The sequence below is a fragment of the Paraburkholderia phytofirmans PsJN genome (genome assembly GCF_000020125.1).
Lineage (GTDB): Bacteria > Pseudomonadota > Gammaproteobacteria > Burkholderiales > Burkholderiaceae > Paraburkholderia > Paraburkholderia phytofirmans.
In genome coordinates this window covers 1,264,244-1,282,892 of sequence record NC_010676.1, presented here as the reverse complement: position 1 = coordinate 1,282,892, position 18,649 = coordinate 1,264,244, and the positions used below count along the sequence as shown (strand labels likewise).

Genomic DNA, 18,649 nt, shown 5'->3' with positions numbered 1-18,649 from the left:
GTTTCCCCCTCCCACCGAGACGCTTGACGATGTGAATTCAGAACTGCACATGTTCGGCTGCCTTTTAAACACGGACTATCCGGGCAAGCAACGCAAAGATGCGCCCCTATACGGCACCGTTCGAACTCATATGACTGGTCGTCTTGAAACGTTTTACATAGAAGATGGGGCATGGCAGGACGAGAATCACAGTCAGCAAACCAAGATCTCGCTCCGATTGCGTTCAAGTGTCCCCACCATTTCCCCTTCGATTTCGCCGCGAATTGTGGACAGCCACCACAACCCTCGCGCGCAGAGAAAATGCACTTTTTAAACACGGGAAGGACCGCCATGAAATCACGTGCTGCAGTTGCGTTTGCACCCGGCAAGCCCCTCGAGATCGTCGAGATCGACGTCGAGCCGCCCCGCAAGGGCGAGGTGCTGGTCAAGATCACGCATACCGGCGTTTGTCATACCGATGCCTTCACGCTCTCAGGCGACGACCCCGAAGGCCTCTTCCCCGTCGTGCTCGGCCACGAGGGCGCCGGGATCGTCGTGGAAGTGGGTGAAGGCGTGACCAGCGTGAAACCCGGCGATCACGTGATTCCGCTCTACACCGCCGAATGCGGCGAGTGTCTGTTCTGCAAGAGCGGCAAGACCAATCTGTGCGTGTCTGTGCGCGCGACCCAGGGCAAGGGCGTCATGCCCGACGGCACCAGCCGCTTCAGCTACAACGGCCAGCCGCTCTACCACTACATGGGCTGCTCCACGTTCAGCGAGTACACCGTCGTGGCCGAAGTGTCGCTCGCCAAGATCGACCCGCAAGCCAATCACGAGCAGGTGTGCCTGCTGGGCTGCGGCGTGACCACGGGCCTGGGCGCGGTGAAGAACACTGCCAAGGTGCAGGAAGGCGATACCGTCGCCGTATTTGGCCTCGGCGGCATCGGTCTCGCCGTGATCCAGGGCGCGAAGCTCGCCACGGCCGGCCGCATCATCGCCGTCGACACCAATCCGGGCAAGTTCGATCTGGCGCGCGCCTTTGGCGCGACCGACTGCGTGAACCCCAAGGACCACGAGAAGCCCATTCAGCAAGTGATCGTCGACATGACGGGCTGGGGCGTGGACCACAGCTTCGAATGCATCGGCAGCGTCAACGTGATGCGCGCGGCGCTCGAATGCGCGCACCGTGGCTGGGGTCAGTCGGTCGTCATCGGCGTGGCCGGCGCCGGTCAGGAAATCTCCACGCGCCCGTTCCAGCTCGTGACCGGCCGCCGCTGGCTGGGCACGGCCTTCGGCGGCGTGAAGGGCCGCTCGCAATTACCGGGCATGGTCGAAGACGCGATGGAAGGCAAGATCCAGCTCGCGCCGTTCGTCACCCACACCAAGCCGCTCTCGGGCATCAACGAAGCCTTTGATTTGATGCACGAGGGCAAATCGATCCGCACCGTCGTTCACTACTGATATACAAGGAGAGAGACCATGGCCTCAGCCATTCATCCCACCGTTGACCGCGACATTCAAGAAGGCGCCGAGGACTTCGCGGGCGGCACGCTGCGCTGCCAGTGTGCGCGCGATGCCGTCGAGGTCCGCATCGACTCGCAGGTTGCGTTCAATCATGCGTGCGGCTGCACCAAATGCTGGAAACCCGCAGGTGCGTTGTTTTCCGTCGTGGGTGTCGTATCGCGCGACAAGCTGACAGTGACGGCGAACGCGGCGAAGTTGAAGGTCGTGGACGACAAAGCCGCGATCCAGCGCCACGCCTGCGCAGCCTGCGGTACGCATCTGTATGGCCGCATCGAGAATAAGGACCACGCGTTCTACGGTCTCGACTTCATCCACACGGAACTGTCGAACGATACCGGCTGGGACGGCCCCGGCTTCGCCGCTTTCGTCTCCTCGATCATTGAAAGCGGCACGCCGCCCTCGACGCTGCCCGAGGTCCGGCAGACGCTGCGCGACAAAGGTCTGGAGCCGTACGACTGTCTCAGCCCCACGCTGATGGACGTTCTGGCCACTCACGCAGCCAAGGCCAAAGGCGTCTACCGCGAGGCCTGATTTTCCACGGAATGCATTGACGATCCGGCAGGCGCTGATGAGCAAGCGCAAACGTATGAAAGGATCGTCTGATGGCCGTCATTTCGATCGGGAAATCATCGTGCTGTGTGTGCGCTGGTGGCAGCGCTACAAGCTCAGTCCGCGCGACCAGGTGGAGATGATGGCCGAACGGGGCCTGTCGCCGGCGCGCATGACGACATGCTTTGGGTGAAGCGCTTTATATCGGCATTCGTAAAGAGCTGGAACGGTTCGGGAATCCTGTGGGGTGACCCCTCGGGAGTCCCGCGAACCGCTGCATCGTCAACCTAACCGCGTCCAAGTGTCCTGAGTTACAGGGTCAACTCCCCTGCTCCGTGGCCGAGTTTTTAACGCATGCCGCAGTCGATATCGATCGTCATCGCGTTCAGATACGCGTTCTCGACGATGTGCCGCACGAGCCCGGCAAACTCTTCCGCCTTACCCATACGCCTTGGAAACAGCATCTTTTCGATCAAGCTGTCCGAGACTTTCTGCGGCATGCCGGCCGACATGCCCGACTCGAAAAGTCCCGGCGCAATCGACACGACCCGGATACCGTGTTCGGCGAGATCGCGCGCGATCGGCAGCGTCATGCCGATCACGCCCGCCTTGCTCGCGCTATACGCGGCCTGTCCCATCTGCCCGGCACGGGCCGCGCCCGAAGACGTGTTGATGATCACGCCACGCTCTCCGGTTTCTTCGGGATCGTTTGCGCTCATCACGAGCGCGGCGTGACGAATGACATTGAAAGTCCCGGTCAGGTTAACGCCCAGCACGCGATTCCACAGGTCGGAGGGAAACAGTTGTCCCTTCGATAACGTCTTGCAAGGACCGAGGATGCCTGCGCAATTGACCGCCACATGCACGCGTCCATGCATAGCCACCACGGCGTCGATACCGGACTTCACACTGGATTCATTGGAGACGTCGACCGCGAGACCCTGCATGTCAGCACCCAGCGCTTCGTCGAGCCGTGCCTGGTCGAGGTCGAAACCAACCACCATGGCGCCGGCTGCCGCCAGTCCCTTGCATGTTGCAAGCCCGAGCCCTGAGGCTGCGCCGGTCACAATCGCCACCTTGTTCTGAAGATTCATCTTCTTACTGACTTCCTGTTACACAACGAAAAGAACTGCCCGAACGATGGGCGCGAGCCGCAACGCCCATTCGAGTTCAGAAGCGATACGACATGCCCGTGGCCACCATTGTCTGTGTGGCGTTCTGCCCGCTTACGCTAATACCGGGCCAGCTCATCATCGCGGAACCGTTGTTCTTCATATAACCTGCGCGTGCGTAAAGTGTCGTCCGTTTGGACAACAGGTGCTCGAAGCCGAGCTGCACACCGGGCGTGTTGTCATGCACGCCTCGCACGTCGCGCTCGATAGCTGCTATTTCCACCGTATCGGCCGGGCTCGCCTGGATCGTCGCCCCGACTTCCGCGATGCTGTAGGAATTATTGGCACCCAGACGCGCGGCCAGTGATCCGGCGGGTGCGTCTTTCGAGCGGTTGTATGTGTAGTTGAACTGCAGGTTCACGATGCCGATCCGGTAACCCAAAGCACCGGTAAAGCGCTCCGTGCCAAGCAGATTCAGCGCTGAAGGCAGCCCCGGAATCGCTGCAGTGCCTGCGTGCTGATTCTGGTACGCGAGACCCACGTACGCGCCATAACCGGAATAGGTCAGCGCTAGATCAAGGATATTGCCAAGGGTCTGCGGAACAGGCTGAGTGACGGTCGCGGAGAAACCGTACATCGCGTACAACTTCAGCCCCGCTACTATCGGCGACTGATAGACAATCGCGTTGCTACTGCGCCCGGCGGCACTCTGCGTGGCAAACGTGTGCCTGTCGAGAGCACTCGCCGCAGCCGACAACGGCGAAAGAACCTCATCGCCGCGGAACGGATCGGTGGGATACACCGCCCAGAAAGTAGGTTGATATTGGCGCCCAAAAGTGAGCGAACCATACTTTTCGGCGCTCAAGCCCACCCAGGCTTGCCGATAGAACATCGTGGAACTGTCGACGAAGAATCCGCCATTATTGATGGTGTATCCGTTCTCCAGCGTAAATATGGCCTTGAGGCCGCCGCCAAGATCTTCACTGCCCTTCAGCCCGAAATTGGAGCCCGAATTGCCGCCGCTTCTCATCGACCACGAATGAACTGCGCCGTTGCCGAGAAATTGCACGAATGTATCTGCCACGCCGTACAAGGTCACACTGGATTGCGCTGCCGCTCCGCCTGCCGCGATGAGCATCGAAGCGCCCACGAGGCCTTTACCGATATTACGCATGCATGTCTCCTTCATTGTCGACCGCGTCTTGGACTGCGCGGGTAGAGCGCTTGAGTCGACATCAACCGGAAACCGCTGGGCGTGTTACGGGATTGATCTCGAACTCGGGTTGCGGCGCTTGCGATCAAGGATAGGCGTTTCGACTCATGCGCTACCCCCTCGCTAATGGGGGGCCTCAATCTGCTGTCGTATGGCACGGATCGAACGGAAAAACGCGAGGCGCAACGAGCTGTAGTGCGGCGCCTCGCAAGAATAGGCTCCGTAAAAGTCGCGCCGTCCCCCCTCAAGATTGGGGGAGCAAGGCACTACTCGCACTCTCTACGATGGCTCCTGTCAACATGTACCGAGACCATCACCCATGACAACAAAACGACAAGGTCCGCTCGCCGGGCTAAAAGTTCTGGAAATCGCCGGCATCGGCCCCGGTCCGTTCTGCGCCATGCTGTTCGCCGATCTCGGCGCGGATGTGGTCGTGGTGGATCGCATCGAAGCCGGTCCCGATGCGCTCGACCTCGGCGGCACGCAACTCGCCAATCGCGGCAAACGCTCCGTGGCGGTCGATCTCAAGACGGTCGAAGGCGTCGAGACCGTCTTGCGTCTCATCGAGCAGAGCGACGCCCTCATTGAAGGCATGCGTCCGGGTGTGATGGAGCGACTAGGCCTCGGTCCCGACATTTGTCTTGGGCGTAATTCGCGCCTCATTTACGGACGCATGACAGGCTGGGGGCAGGACGGCCCGCTCGCTCACGCGGCCGGCCACGACCTGAATTACATCGCGCTGTCCGGTGCGCTCTGGTATGCAGGACAGCCCGGCGAAGCGCCCGTGACACCCCCGAGCCTGGTTGGCGATGTGGGCGGCGGAGCGATGTATCTCGCGGTGGGCCTGCTCGCCGGAATCATGAACGCGCGCGCGACAGGCGTGGGCCAGGTGGTGGACGCTGCCATCGTGGACGGCAGCGCGCACATGACGACGCTGCTACTCGCATTGCAAGCGTCGGGGCAGATGCGCAGCGAGCGCGGCCAAAGCCTGCTGGACGGCCCGCATTGGTACAACACTTACCGCTGCGCCGAAGGCGGCTTTATTTCCGTCGGATCGCTCGAACCCAAGTTTTATCGTGAACTGCGAGAAAAGCTCGGCCTCGGCGCCGACCCGCTCTTCGACAGGCCCTACGACGCGAGCAGTTGGCCACAGTTGCGCGAACGCTTCGCCACGCTTTTTCTCGAGCGCAGCCGCGATGAGTGGTGTGCGCTACTCGAAGGAACCGACGCCTGCTTTGCGCCGGTGCTCAGCCCTGACGAGGCGGCGACCCATCCGCACATGCATGCACGCGGTGTCTATACGCGTGATGACGGTGTGCTGCAAGCCGCGCCGGCGCCACGCTTCTCGGCAACCCCGGCAAGCCGCCCCGGACCAATTCCGCGGCGCGGCGAGCACCAGGACGATGTGCTGGGCGACTGGCTGCCTAACCAACCGAAACCTGCCTCAAACGTGAACGGACCCAACCCATGACCGACTCCAACCGCTCGTTCCTCACCGAGCAACAGACGTTGATTCGCGACACCGCGCGCCGAGTGGCGAACGAAATCATCGCACCCACCGCCGCCGAACGCGATCTCCAGTCCGCCTGGCCGCGCAGCGAATTGAAGGCGCTCGCCGAACTCGGTTTTCTCGGCATGCTGATCCCCGAGCAATACGGAGGATCCGGTGCGGGCATCCTCGACTTCTGCATCGCGCAGCACGAGTTCGCGGCGGTCGATGCCGGACTCGCCACCATCATGCACGTGCACAATTTCACTGCGCTCACGATCGTCGAGCACGGCACCGAAACGCAAAAGCAGCGTTACCTGCCCGCCATGGCATGCGGCGAGTCGATCGGTGCGTTCTTGCTGACCGAACCGCACGCGGGCTCCGACACCGCCTCGCTGCGCGCGAGTGCCCGCCGCGAGGGTGATCACTACGTGCTCAACGGCACCAAGCAGTTCATTTCGAATGGCAGCGAGGCCGGCGTCGGGATTGCGTTCGCCATTACTGACAAGGCTGCGGGCAAACGCGGCGCGAGCACCTTCATCATCGACCCGAACGCGCCGGGCTACAGCGTCACTCGTATCGAAAGCAAGCTCGGTCAGCACACCGCGCACACGGCACAGATCGCGCTCGAAGGCTACCGGGTGCCGGCGGAAAACCTGCTTGGCCTGGAGGGCGACGGTTATCGCACCGTGATGGCGGGTGTCTCGGACGGCCGCATCGGCATCGCGTTCATCTCGGCGGGCGTAGCGCGGGGAGCGCTGGACGCCGCCGTCAAATACGCGCGCGAACGCGAGGCGTACGGCGGCCCGCTCACCAAACTTCAAGCCGTCGCTTTCGATCTCGCGGATATGGCCGCGCAGGTCGACGTTGCATGGCAATACTGCCTTCACGCCGCACGACTGCGCGATGCCGGTTTCGACTGTATCAAGGAGGCGTCCATTGCCAAATTGTTCGCGAGCGAGATTGCGGAGAAGGTATGCTCCGACGCCTTGCAGATTCATGGCGGGTATGGCTACCTGACTGATTTCCCGGTCGAACGATATCTGCGCGACGTGCGCATCTGCAAGATCTACGAAGGAACGAGCCACATCCAGAAGCTGATCATTTCGCGCAACCTGGATTGAGCGACCATTAAGACGTTAAGGTCGAAACGAAGTCCGGCTTGCATGAAAGAACTTCATGCAAGCTTTTTTTCGCCCATCGTTTGCACGTGCCCTTGAATTGCATTGAGCAAGCGCTTGAGCGACAAAAAAACCGCCGCAAAAGCGGCGGTTCGTGCGGTTCACGTCAAGTTGATACGGTTACATGTCGCAGACGAGCTTCAGGAAACGCTGCACCTGTTCGCCCGACTCGCCGTATGCACGCGCAGTGCTCCAGTCAGCGATATCGCCGAAGCGAGCGGCGACGCCTTCCGGCGTGACGTCGTCATCGGACAGCAGCACCGGCGCGCATTCGACGATGGTCGCCGCGGCGAATGCGCCGCCGCCCGCTGCGATGATGGTTTTCGACGGCGCGTTCTCGCTCGCGAGGAACAACACGGCGGGCGTCACGCGCTCCGGCTGGATACGCTCGAGCATTGCTTCCGGCAGGATGTCCGCGGTCATGCGCGTCGCCGCAACCGGTGCGATCGTGTTGACCAGGATGTTGTTCTTCCGGCCTTCGGTCGTAAGCGCATTCATCAGGCCAATCACCGCCATCTTCGCCGCGCCGTAGTTCGATTGCCCGAAGTTGCCGTACATGCCGGACGACGAAGTGGTCATGACGATGCGGCCGTAGTTCTGCTCGCGCATGACGTCCCATACCGCCTTCGAGCAGTTGATCGCACCCATCAGATGAACGTCGAGAACCGCCTTGATGTCGGTCATTTCGAGCTTCGTAAAGCTCTTGTCGCGCAGGATGCCCGCGTTATTGACGAGAATGTCGACGCGGCCGAACTCGCTCACCGCGCGCTTGACCATTGCCTGCACCTGCTCGTAGTCCGCCACGTTCGCGCCGTCGGCGATCGCCGTGCCGCCTGCCTGGCGGATCTCTTCGACCACCGCGAGCGCTGCCTCGGACGAACCGCCCGTGCCATCGCGCGCGCCGCCGAAATCATTGACGACCACCTTCGCGCCACGCGCCGCGAACGCCAGCGCATGTGCTCGGCCAAGACCCGCGCCCGCGCCGGTCACGATCGCGACCTTGCCATCGAAACGAATACTCATGCTTGAATCTCCTCGAACATTGTCACTCATGGAATATCAGGGAAATAGGCGCGTGATCGACTCCGCGACGCATGCGGGCTTGTCCGCGCCCTCGCATTCGACGGTCATTTCGATCTTCAACTGCGCGCCGCCGCCTTTTAACTCGCTCCACTCCATGAGTTTGAAGTGCGCGCGGAGCCGTTTGCCGACCGCGACCGGCGCAATGAAGCGCACCTTGTCGAGCCCGTAATTCAGGCCACTTTTCGTTTCCTTGATTTCGAAGGCGGTCGCGAAGAACGCGGGCAGCAGGCTCAGCGTGAGGAAGCCATGCGCGATCGTCCCGCCGAACGGACCCTTCTGCGCGCGCTCCACGTCGACGTGGATCCACTGGTGGTCCCCTGTTGCGTCCGCAAACTGATTGACACGCTGCTGATCGATCGACAGCCATTCGCTCGTGCCGAGCGATTCGCCGACCAGCGGTTGCAGATCGGCGATTTTCTGGAAACTCTTCATGCGTGGTTTTCCTTTTGAAGCAATTCGTTTTGCAGTTGCGCGGCGCAAGCGGCGTCGTGCTGGTCGCTGCTGCCGAACAGCGCGTCGGCGACGACCGCCCGTTTGTAGTAGTGACCGACCTGGTATTCCTCGGTCATGCCGATGCCGCCATGCAACTGGATCGCCTGGCCGCACACGAAGCGCGCGGCGCGGCCGATCACCGATTTGGCCTGAGAGACCGCTCGCAGGCGAGCGGGTGGCGCGTCGTTTTCAAGCGAGCCGAGCAGCGCATGGAGCATCGAGCGCGCGAGCTCCATTTCCGCCGCCATGTCCGCGAGACGGTGCTGCAGCGCCTGGAAGCTGCCGATGGGCACGCCGAACTGCTTGCGCACCCTCAAATATTCGGCGGTGAGTTCGATGGACTTTTCCATCGCGCCGACCAGTTCCGCGCCGAGCGCCGCTGTCGCGTGAGAGAGCGCGTGCCGGAGCGCCGTGAGTCCGGGTCCCGGCACACCGAGCACCGCTTCACGGGTCACGCGCACGCCGTCGAGCGTCAGTTCGGCGGCGAAGCTGCCGTCGTGCAACGGCAGCACACGGCGAGCGAGGCCCGGTGCGTCCCCCGGCACCAACATGAGCGTGATGCCCTCGGCGTCCTGCGCACGCGCCGAAACGATGAAGCTGTCGGCATCCGCGCCGCCCAGCACGAGTGTCTTGGAGCCGGCGAGCGAGTAGCCATCCGGCGTCGGCGTCGCGCTCGTTTCGACGAACTCGGGAAAGCCACGCGACTGCGCCTCGCTGTACGCGAGCGCGAACTTGCGCGAGCCGTCGGCGAGCGCCGGTAGCCATTGCTCGCGTTGCGCCGGCGTAGCGCCCGCGAGCAGCGTTTGCGCCGCCAGCACCGCACAGCCGAGATAAGGCTCGATGACGAGTCCACGACCGAGTTCCGAGGCGATCAACACCGTGTCGGTCAGCGAACCGTCGAAGCCGCCGCAAGACTCGGGCAACGCCGCTGCGAGCCAGCCGTTGTCCGCGAAAGTTTGCCAATGCGTTGCGCTGCACGTCGAACGTGCCTTGACGAACGCCATGCGCGTTTCGAAGCTGTAATCCCTGTCGACGAAGCGCCGGACGCTATCCTGCAGCAACTGCTGCTCTGCACTGAGAGTAAAGTTCATGATTCTTCCGCCGACTCAGAGTTGAAACAGCATCTTCGCGATGATGCCGCGCTGGACTTCGCTCGTGCCGCCGTAGATCGTCGACGCGCGGCGGAAAAACATCTCGTTGGCAAGGCCACGCGCCACGTCCTGGTGCGGCAAGGGTTCTGCCTCGCACGTATCGTGCGGTTCGGGGTAAGCCACCGCGCCGTAGTCGCCGAGCGCTTCGACCATCAGCTCGCTGATGCGCTGCTGAAGCTCCGTGCCTCGCACCTTGAGGATCGATCCCATTGCATGGGCGGCGGGACTGTGGTCCTGCTCCATCGCCGCGACGCGCTTGACCATTGTGGCGACCGCGCTCACTTCGGCTTCGAGACGCGCCAAGCGCAACGCGAAGGCCGGCTGTGCAATCAACGGCTCACACCCCACGCGCTGCGTTGCCGCCAGCGTGCGGAGTTGCATCAGATAACGCCGCAGGATCGGCAGGTCCGCTGCGCTCGCGTGCTCGTTGTTGAGCAGGAACTTTGTGATCGTCCAGCCTGCGCCTTCCGCACCGACGCGGTTGGCTACCGGCACGCGCACGTTGTCGAAGAAAGTCTCGTTCAGATGATGGCAGTCGTCGATGCTGCGGATCGGACGCACCGTGATGCCCGGCGTCTTCATGTCCACCAGCAGGAAGCTGATGCCGGCCTGCTTCTTCACTTCGGTATCGGTCCGCACGAGCAGAAAAATCCAATCCGATTCATGCGCGTAGCTTGTCCAGATCTTCTGGCCATTGACGATGTAATGATCGCCATCGCGCTCGGCGCGCGTGCGCAGCGACGCGAGGTCCGAGCCCGAGCCCGGCTCCGAAAAACCCTGACACCAAAGCCGCTCGCCAGCGAGAATGAGCGGCACATGCTCGCCCTTCTGTTCCGGCGACGCAAATTCGTTCAGCACCGGACCGAGCAGCTTCTGCGCGAATCCGTCCTGGGTCGGCGCGCCCGCCGCGATGCACTCTTCGTCGAAGACGAGACGCTGCAGAACCGACCAGCCCGTGCCACCGTCCTTTTTTGCCCAGTACGGCGCGCCCCAACCTTGCTGATTCAGGATCTTTTGCCAGCGCACAAGATCGGGCCGCATGGAGCGAACGCTGCCCACCGGTTTGCCTGCAAGATCGCGCGGCAGGTGCTCGCGCAGGAATGCACGCACTTGCTCACGAAATGCCTCGAGCCCTGCATCGGGTTGAAAATCCATCTGCGCCTCCCGGTCAGTTGCAGTACATGGTCACCACGCACGCACCGCCGATGCCCACGTTGTGCTGCAAGGCAACGCGCGCGCCTTCGACCTGCCGCTCAGCAGCTGTGCCGCGCAGTTGCTGGACCAGTTCCGTGCATTGCGCGAGTCCTGTCGCACCGAGCGGGTGTCCTTTCGAAAGCAGGCCGCCCGACGGATTGACGATATAGCGCCCGCCGTAGGTGTTGTCGCCATCGTCGATGAATTTCGCCGCGCCGCCTTCCGGGCACAGTCCGAGCGCTTCATAGGTAATCAGTTCGTTGTGCGCGAAGCAATCGTGCAGTTCGATCACGTTCACGTCTTCGGCGCCGATGCCCGCGGCCTCGTACACCTGGCGCGCCGCGTTTCTCGCCATGCTGAAGCCGGCCACGTCTCGCAGGTCGTCCCCTTCGAGAGATTCCGGGCCGTCTGTCGTCAGCGCCTGGGCGGCAATCCACACGCGTGTGTCGAGGCCGTGCTTCTTCGCGTAATCCTCGCTGCACAGTACGGCGGCAGCCGCGCCGCAAGTCGGCGGGCACGCCATCATGCGCGTCATCACGCCGGACCACATGACCTGGTCGGCCATCACGTCTTCAGTTGTGACTACCTTGTGGAACACCGCGTGCGGGTTGTTGGCCGCGTGACGGCTCGCCTTCGCGCGAATCTTCGCGAAACTTTCGAGCGGTGTGCCGAAGCGCTTCATGTGCTCCATGCCCGCGCCGCCAAAAATGCGCAGGGCCGGCGCAATTTCAGGCGGCACGCCGAGGCGATCGCACTGCTTAAGAAACAGTTCGGAAGGCAGCGGCCGGTCGTGGAAATAGCTGCCGAGTGCGCCCGGATTCATCTGCTCGAAGCCGAGCACGAGCACGACGTCGAGCGCGCCGGCCTCGATGGCCTGGCGCGCGAGGAAGAGCCCCGTCGAACCGGTGGAGCAATTATTGTTGACGTTGATGATCGGCAGGCCGGTCATGCCGACGTGGTAAAGCGCGCGCTGACCAGCGGTCGAATCGCCATAGACAAAGCACGCGTACGCCTGCTGGATCGCCTGGTACGCGACTCCGGCATCGGTCAGCGCGAGGCGCGCCGCCTCGGCGCCCATCAGGTCATAAGTTTCGCTGGCACCAGGCTTCCGGAACGGGACCATCCCCACGCCCGCGACGACGACTTTGCGCGTCATACGATCTCCTTCAGTTGTTGTGATCGCTGATCGGATCGATCAGCATTGGCTCATCATAGGCAGACGGCTGCCGGGCCGGCACCCCTCCTTTCAAGGGGTGCATGCTTTGCGTCGGCGCGGACCGCCCGAGGTCTGCCCGCCCTGCAAAACGAGGGGTGATGCCGCGCCCGGCAGACGTCCCGCGGGGATCGACGAAAGTCGATCATCAACTTTGCCCGAATAGTCGAGCAGATGTCCATCTGCTACGGCAAAAAAGAACGCGCCCCAGAAAGAAAGAAGGCTCTCCACGCGAATGCGCGAAGAGCCGCAGAACAGGCCGGCGCAAAAGCTGCCGGCCACTCAGCCCTCCGTCAAACGAACGCCGCCACTCCGGTCAGCGCGCGCGAAATGATGAGCTGCTGGATCTCCGTCGTGCCATCCGGGATCGGGATGATGATCGCTTCGCGCAACAGACGCTCGACGTTGAACTCCTTCGTGATCCCGTTGCCGCCGTGCAGTTGCACGGCGTCCCGGCACACCTTGACAGCAGCTTCAGTGGCGAACGCCTTGGCCATCGAAGCCTGCATGTCGCAACGAACGCCCGCGTCGATCAGGCCGAACACGCGCTGACACATCAGGCGCGACGCGTCGACCATGATCGCCATGTTGGCGAGCTTCGCCGCGATCAGCTGATGCGCCGCGATCACCTTGCCGAACTGCTTGCGCTCCTTCGCGTATGCGATAGACTCCTCCAGCGCGGCGCGCATGATCCCGACCGACAGCGTGCCCACGTGCGCGCGCGCGTGCTCGAAGACCTTCATCGTATTGCGCAGCCCTTCTCCTTCCTCGCCAATCACGTTGGTGGCCGGCACGCGAGCATCGGTGATGAAGATCTGTGCGGTGGATTGCGACCCGAGCGCGATCTTGTCGATGTTGCGCGACTCGTAGCCATGCTCCTTGCGGTCGATAAGAATGTGCGAGAGACCTTTTTCGCCGCGCACGGTGCAGATCAGCACGTCGGAATAAACGCCGTTGGTGATCCAGGTCTTTTCGCCATTGACGATGAAGTGGTCGCCGTCGCGCACGGCGCGCGTTCTCAGTTCTGCCACATTCGAGCCCACGTCCGGCTCGCTGATGCCGATCGAGCCGAAGATCTTGCCGGCCAGCACACCGGGCATATAGCGCTCGCGCACTTCGGGCCGGGCGTTGGTCAGCATGGCCGCGAGGCCCATGTTGAGCATGACGCACAGCGCGATATCGCATGAGCAGGCCACGAGTTCCTCGAAAAGCATGCCCTGCGTGGTGAACGACCAGCCCATGCCGCCGTATTCAGCAGGGATGGTGCAGCCAGGCAGACCGAAATCGGCGATGCGCTCCGTGAGCTCGCGCATCTTCTCTTTCGGAATGAAGCGGTCGCGATACTCCCTGGCAACGGGTTTGACTTCCGCTTGCAGAAACTTCCGAAAGCTCTCGACGGCGAGGTTCTGCTCTTCAGTGGGCAGTTGATACGGCATGGTATGTATTCCCTGAATGGTTCTGGTTAGGCGCGACCGAAGATGCCGATGTGGTCGATACTCTCTTCCACACCCCACAGGCCGCCGCCGTTGCCCTGGATCGCCAAGCGCGCGCCTTCGACCTGGCGCGGACCGCATTCGCCTCGCAGTTGCCCGACCAGTTCGAAGATCTGTCCGAGGCCCGTCGCGCCGATCGGATGTCCCTTCGATTCGAGGCCGCCTGACGGGTTGATCGGCAGACGCCCGCCAATCGTGCTCTCGCCGCGCTCGGCCATCACGCCGCTCTCGCCCGGCTTGCACAGGCCAAGGTTCTCGCACAGCGCGATTTCGCCGATCGACGACGCGTCGTGCAGCTCGGCTACGTTGATGTCGTCGGGCCCGATACCCGCTTCTTCATAGGCGAGCTTCGCTGCATGAACCGTGATGTGGTTGGCGAGATCCTCGCCTGCGCGCGCCGACGCCGAGCGCACGATTGTCGCAAGCACGCGTACCGCACGATTGCGGTCGAAGCCATATCGCTTCATCGCGGACTCCGTGCACAGGATCGCGGCGGCGGCGCCATCGGAGATCGGCGAGCACATCGGCAATGTGAGCGGAAACGTGATCGGCGGCGCCGCGAGAATCTCCTCGATCGACATCGGCTTGCGATATTGCGAGCGCTCGTTGTGCACCGAATGACCGTGATTCTTCGACGACACAGCGGCGAACTGCCGCTGCGTGATGCCGTAGCGCGACATCAGCTGGCGGCCGATGCCGGCATAGACATCCATGAATACGCTGTAAGGCTTGTCGGACTGCGTGCCCTCCGGCACCGTGACGCCTTTGCCCAGCTCGACCATCTGCGCCCCGTTGGCTTCGGCTGTTTCGATGTCCCATGCGGAGTCGAACACGGATAACATGCGCGCCTTGTCGCTCGAGTACATCTTCTCCGCGCCCACGGCCAGCACGACATCCGCCATGCCCGCGCGCAGCTGCGTCACGGCGAGGTGAAATGCGCTGCTTGCCGACGCGCAGGCGCTTTCGATGTTGTGGATCGGAATACCGCCGAAGCCGAGCGGGATCAGCGACACCTGGCCACGGATCATGTGCTGGCCCTGCATGTGGCCCTGCGTGGTGTTGCCGAAATAGGCCGCTTCGACCCAGCCGCGCTCACAGCCCGAGTCCTTCAAGGCGTCTTCGACCGCCCAGGCCGTGAGCTGCTTGACCGATTTGTCGAGATGACGACCGAACGGGGTCATGCCCATGCCGACGATGTAGATGTTTTCCATTGTGTGTCCGATAGCTTCGTGTAGAGTTCAGCAGCCCTTGAACTGCGGCTCGCGCTTTTCTGCAAACGCGCGCAAGCCTTCCTGAACGTCGTATGAGCGCTGATGGTTGCGCAGCTCCAGCAATTCGTGGCGCAGTGCATCCGCTGCCGATTTGTCGGCGGTCTCGTTGGCCACGCGCTTCATACGCGCCAGCACGAGCGGACTCTTCTTCGCGAACTTGTGGGCGAGCGCCTGGGCGCGAGGCCTGAGTTCCGCGTCGGCCAGCACCTCGTTGACGAGGCCGTAGCCCTTGAGCTCGGCGGCACTCATCGCATCGCCTGTGAAAAGCAGGTAGCGCGCAACGTTCGCCGGCACCTTGCGTGGCAGAATCGCCGCGCCGCCGGCGCCAGGGAAAACGCCGAAATTCGAGTGTGCGTCGCCAAGACGCGCCGACTCGGCGGCGAGCACCACGTCGCACGCGAGCACCACTTCGAGACCGCCCGCCAGCGCAAGACCGTTGACCGCGGCGATCACCGGCTTCGGGAACGCGCGCAGCGTGTCGAAAAACTCGACGATCAGTTCCAGGAATTCCCGCCTGCCCGGCTGCGTGGCCTCGGCGGCCTCGATCAGGTCGGCACCCGCGCAGAAAGCGCGGCCGTTGCCGGTTACGACGAGGACCCGTACGGCGTCGTCGTTGCGCCACGCTTTCAACTGCGCGATCAGGCCCGTCGCCATCTCACGATTCAAACTGTTCATGGCGGCGGGACGGTCCAACGTCAACCAGCCGACCGAGTCCACCACTGCATGCGAATAACTCATCTCCCCTCCGGAATCTCGCGAACGAATGTGATCGCCGCTTCGGTTGTGGTAAGTTAGTTTTCACAACCTCGGATAGCACCCCTCGTTGTGAGGGGGCCACCCGCAGGCACATATTTGCGAAGGTGCAGACAACGGTGTTCAGCACCCGCCTTCACATGCCGTATCGCCCGGACTGGGTCACGCCTTGAATACACCAACGCCCAAACATCTCGTTTCCACCAAGTTTTCCCCGCCGCGTATCGGCGCGAAGTACATCACGCGCGTGGATCTGCTTGCGCAATTGCAGCGCAAGCGTCATTGCCGGTTGGCTCTCGTCACTGGCAGCGCGGGTTATGGCAAGACAACGCTGCTCGCGCAGTGGCGCAAGGTTTGCCTGAAGGCGTCCGCCGAGGTCGCGTGGCTCGCGCTCACCGCCGACGACAAGAGCTACGCCGATTTCTCCACGGCGCTGTTCGCCGCGATGCAGCGCATCGGCATCTCGGTGGCGACGGACCTGTCGCTCGAAGTAGCCAGCGCCGCGGCCATGGATGCAGCCATTGCGGCCATCGTCGAAGCGGCGGTCGGATTGCCCAAAGAGCTGTACCTGATGATCGACGACTATCAGTACGTCGAGGCGCCGCTCGCGCACAAGTTCATGCAGAAACTGGTCGATCAGGGGCCGGGCAATCTGCATTTCGTGATCGGCTCGCGCCTTACGCCGCCGCTGAGCCTGAGCCGCCTGCGGATGATGGACCAGATCGTCGAACTGGACAGCGACGGTCTGCCGTTCGATCTTGCGGAGACACGCAGCTTCGTCGACGAAAACCTCGGCCCCGGCAAGATCAACGCCGACGAACTCACGCTCATTCACGAACTGACCGGCGGGTGGCCGTCGTGCATCCAACTCATCATCATCATGCTCAGGAACCGGCCCGATGCGCGGGCCACGCTCGGCGACCTGATCTGGCGTTCCAGCGACCTGCAGGCTTATCTGAGCGAAGAGGTCATGGCGCAGCTTCCCGCCGAGCTGTCCGAATTCGCCGTGGCGCTCTCGATCTTTCGCCGCTTCAGTGCGCCACTTGCCCGTGAGGTCACCGGCAACGAACACGCCGCCGATCTGCTCGAACGCATGGAAGACGAAAACCTGCTGATCACGCGCGTCGACTCGGACGACCGAACAGCCTGGTATCGCTTTCATCCGCTTTTCGGGGAGTTCCTTGCAACCCGCCTCGCACGTCGTGAAGGCGATGCCGTGCGCGAATTGCATCGGCGCGCGAGCCGCTGGTTCGCGGCGCACGGGCTGCTCGCCGAAGCGGTGCGCCACGCGAGCGCGGGCGAAGACGTGGAGTTTGCCGCGTCGGTCATCGAGCGCGCGGCGCCGGCCACGTGGAGCGTCGAATATCTGGGTCCCACGCTGCATCTGCTTGAACGATTGCCGGAACAAACACTGCTCAGCCATCAGCGGCTGCTGTTCATCGCATGCCTGACGGTTGCGCTCACCACGCGCCCGGCCAAGGCGAAGGCATGGCTCGCGCACCTGCAGGCAAACGCGGCGTCGGCGGATCCGGAGATCGCCAGTAGCCTGCCGCTGGTTCATGCCGCCATCGCGTTCCAGCACGACGACACGCAACGCATGATCGACCTGCTCGAACCCCATCGCGGCGACACGTTCGACAATCCCTTTCTGCAGTATCTGCTGGTCGCCGAACTGTGCGCGGCCTACGCCGCGGCGGGGCGCTTTACCGAAGCGCGGCGCCTCTTCAATCTGCACCCGGTTCCGCCGGCCGAACGCAACAACGACATGGCGCTCGTCGCACAGGCGACCCGCGCGTCGACGATACTGCTCGAAGGCAATGCGCGCGAGGCCGAACGCGAGAGCGCGGGCCTGCTCACGCGTTCGGTGCAGGCCGTGGGCCGCCATTCGATCAGCGCCAACATCTGTGCGAGCGTGCTGGCCGATGCCTGCTATGAACTCGACCGCATCGACGTGGCCCGCGAAACCATTGCGAACCGTCGTGGCCTGCTTCATTCTTCCGGGCCCGACGTATTGATTCACACGTCGCTCTGCCGGGCGCGTCTCGACCTGCTTCAGGAGAGCGCCGACGCTGCGCTCGACTTCGTGCAGCAGCAAACCGCACACCTGCGCAGCATGCGCCAGATCCGCGCGGTCGCGCACATGCTGGCCGAACAGGTCAAAATCCTGCTCCTCAAGCACGACCACGCGGGCGCGCTCGAAACGCTGACCCTGCTCGATGAAATCGCCGAGGCTCATACCGCCGAACAAGGCTCCAAGGCGGAAATTCCTGCGATTGCAGCGCTCGCGCGGGCGCGCGTGCTGCGTCACGACCAACCTGAGGAAGCACTGCGGGCACTGCAAATCACCCGTCGCCATGCCGAGGCGTTCGGCCGGGGCCGGCTTGCCGCACTCGCGGATCTGCTGTCGGCCATCGTCCTCGCCGAGCAGCGCAGCGACAGCGATGCGCAGGCATGCTTCGTCCGCGCCGTGGAGGCGGCGCAGCGCTTGGGTCTCGTGCGTACCTTTGTGGATGAAGGCGCGGCCGCCGGCAGGCTGCTCGCAAAGGTGGTGCGCGAGGGCAAGCTGGAGGGTGCAACGCTGCAATATGCAACTGGCCTGCTCGAAAAGTTTCCGGACAGCGCGATTTCCGAGGGGCTGGCAGGCAATGCGCGCCGTGCGGGCGCATCGAAATTGCAGCCGGTGCTCACGCAGCGCGAGCTCGAGATTCTAAGTCTCGTCGGCCAGGCCATGTCGAACAAGCGTATTGCCCTCGCGCTCGACATTACGATCGAGACGGTGAAGTGGAATCTGCGCAATATTTTCAGCAAACTCGGCGTGTCGAGCCGCTATGACGCGATGGTCTGGGCCCGCAAGCAGGAGCTGATCCGCTAGCCTCGATCCGTTTGGCCTGCCGGACCGGCGCGCGTGATCGAGCCGGTGATATCGGATATCCGCCATAGCGGATACCCTTT

Annotated in this window: 16 protein-coding genes and 1 pseudogene; 6 read left to right on the top strand and 11 right to left on the bottom strand. The window is 62.9% G+C overall.

Annotation, left to right across the window (positions count from 1 at the left end; genetic code table 11):
• Nucleotides 1–330: 330 nt before the first annotated feature.
• From BPHYT_RS25430 to BPHYT_RS39710, 3 genes and pseudogenes are all read left to right on the top strand, one after another.
• Nucleotides 331–1,440: an S-(hydroxymethyl)glutathione dehydrogenase/class III alcohol dehydrogenase gene (locus BPHYT_RS25430; protein ID WP_012426988.1), complete on the top strand. Its 1,110-nt coding sequence runs from the start codon at nt 331–333 to the stop codon at nt 1,438–1,440.
• Between the two features lie 18 nt (nt 1,441–1,458).
• On the top strand, nt 1,459–2,034 hold the full coding sequence (gfa, locus tag BPHYT_RS25425) for an S-(hydroxymethyl)glutathione synthase (RefSeq protein ID WP_012426987.1): 576 nt from the start codon (nt 1,459–1,461) through the stop codon (nt 2,032–2,034).
• Between the two features lie 37 nt (nt 2,035–2,071).
• Nucleotides 2,072–2,230 (top strand): annotated as a pseudogene (locus BPHYT_RS39710) (IS6 family transposase); the annotation flags it as partial.
• 169 nt (nt 2,231–2,399) lie between these two features.
• Here BPHYT_RS39710 and BPHYT_RS25415 read toward each other — a convergent pair.
• The gene (locus BPHYT_RS25415) at nt 2,400–3,146 is read right to left on the bottom strand and encodes an SDR family NAD(P)-dependent oxidoreductase (RefSeq protein ID WP_012426985.1); all 747 of its coding nucleotides are present in this window, start codon (nt 3,144–3,146) and stop codon (nt 2,400–2,402) included.
• Nucleotides 3,147–3,222: 76 nt separating this feature from the next.
• Complete coding sequence (locus BPHYT_RS25410; protein ID WP_012426984.1) at nt 3,223–4,338, bottom strand: porin; 1,116 nt, start codon at nt 4,336–4,338, stop codon at nt 3,223–3,225.
• Between the two features lie 358 nt (nt 4,339–4,696).
• Between BPHYT_RS25410 and BPHYT_RS25405 the strand changes: the two genes are divergently transcribed.
• Nucleotides 4,697–5,848 (top strand): CaiB/BaiF CoA transferase family protein, encoded by a 1,152-nt coding sequence (locus tag BPHYT_RS25405; protein ID WP_012426983.1) that lies wholly within the window; start codon nt 4,697–4,699, stop codon nt 5,846–5,848.
• Nucleotides 5,845–6,990: an acyl-CoA dehydrogenase family protein gene (locus tag BPHYT_RS25400; protein ID WP_012426982.1), complete on the top strand. Its 1,146-nt coding sequence runs from the start codon at nt 5,845–5,847 to the stop codon at nt 6,988–6,990. Before BPHYT_RS25405 ends, BPHYT_RS25400 begins: the two co-directional genes overlap by 4 nt.
• Before the next feature lie 177 nt (nt 6,991–7,167).
• Here BPHYT_RS25400 and BPHYT_RS25395 read toward each other — a convergent pair whose 3' ends face one another.
• From BPHYT_RS25395 to BPHYT_RS25360, 9 genes are all read right to left on the bottom strand, one after another.
• Nucleotides 7,168–8,070 carry an SDR family NAD(P)-dependent oxidoreductase gene (locus BPHYT_RS25395; RefSeq protein WP_012426981.1) on the bottom strand — a complete coding sequence of 301 codons (903 nt, stop codon included), beginning with the start codon at nt 8,068–8,070 and terminating at the stop codon, nt 7,168–7,170.
• Nucleotides 8,071–8,106: 36 nt separating this feature from the next.
• Nucleotides 8,107–8,562 (bottom strand): MaoC family dehydratase, encoded by a 456-nt coding sequence (locus tag BPHYT_RS25390; protein WP_012426980.1) that lies wholly within the window; start codon nt 8,560–8,562, stop codon nt 8,107–8,109.
• On the bottom strand, nt 8,559–9,713 hold the full coding sequence (locus tag BPHYT_RS25385; protein WP_012426979.1) for an acyl-CoA dehydrogenase family protein: 1,155 nt from the start codon (nt 9,711–9,713) through the stop codon (nt 8,559–8,561). The genes BPHYT_RS25390 and BPHYT_RS25385 overlap by 4 nt, the downstream gene beginning before the upstream one ends.
• A gap of 15 nt (nt 9,714–9,728) precedes the next feature.
• Nucleotides 9,729–10,928 (bottom strand): acyl-CoA dehydrogenase, encoded by a 1,200-nt coding sequence (locus BPHYT_RS25380; RefSeq protein ID WP_012426978.1) that lies wholly within the window; start codon nt 10,926–10,928, stop codon nt 9,729–9,731.
• Nucleotides 10,929–10,941: 13 nt separating this feature from the next.
• Entirely contained in the window at nt 10,942–12,123 is a 1,182-nt protein-coding gene (locus BPHYT_RS25375; protein WP_012426977.1) for a lipid-transfer protein, read from the bottom strand.
• A gap of 90 nt (nt 12,124–12,213) precedes the next feature.
• The gene (locus BPHYT_RS38345; RefSeq protein ID WP_148225147.1) at nt 12,214–12,462 is read right to left on the bottom strand and encodes a hypothetical protein; all 249 of its coding nucleotides are present in this window, start codon (nt 12,460–12,462) and stop codon (nt 12,214–12,216) included.
• 11 nt (nt 12,463–12,473) lie between these two features.
• Nucleotides 12,474–13,616: an acyl-CoA dehydrogenase family protein gene (locus BPHYT_RS25370; RefSeq protein WP_012426976.1), complete on the bottom strand. Its 1,143-nt coding sequence runs from the start codon at nt 13,614–13,616 to the stop codon at nt 12,474–12,476.
• A gap of 26 nt (nt 13,617–13,642) precedes the next feature.
• Complete coding sequence (locus tag BPHYT_RS25365; RefSeq protein WP_012426975.1) at nt 13,643–14,884, bottom strand: thiolase family protein; 1,242 nt, start codon at nt 14,882–14,884, stop codon at nt 13,643–13,645.
• Between the two features lie 27 nt (nt 14,885–14,911).
• Nucleotides 14,912–15,682 (bottom strand): enoyl-CoA hydratase/isomerase family protein, encoded by a 771-nt coding sequence (locus BPHYT_RS25360; protein ID WP_012426974.1) that lies wholly within the window; start codon nt 15,680–15,682, stop codon nt 14,912–14,914.
• A gap of 184 nt (nt 15,683–15,866) precedes the next feature.
• On the opposite strand from BPHYT_RS25360, the gene BPHYT_RS25355 reads away from it, so the two are divergent.
• On the top strand, nt 15,867–18,569 hold the full coding sequence (locus tag BPHYT_RS25355; protein ID WP_012426973.1) for a LuxR C-terminal-related transcriptional regulator: 2,703 nt from the start codon (nt 15,867–15,869) through the stop codon (nt 18,567–18,569).
• The last annotated feature ends 80 nt before the right edge of the window (nt 18,570–18,649 follow it).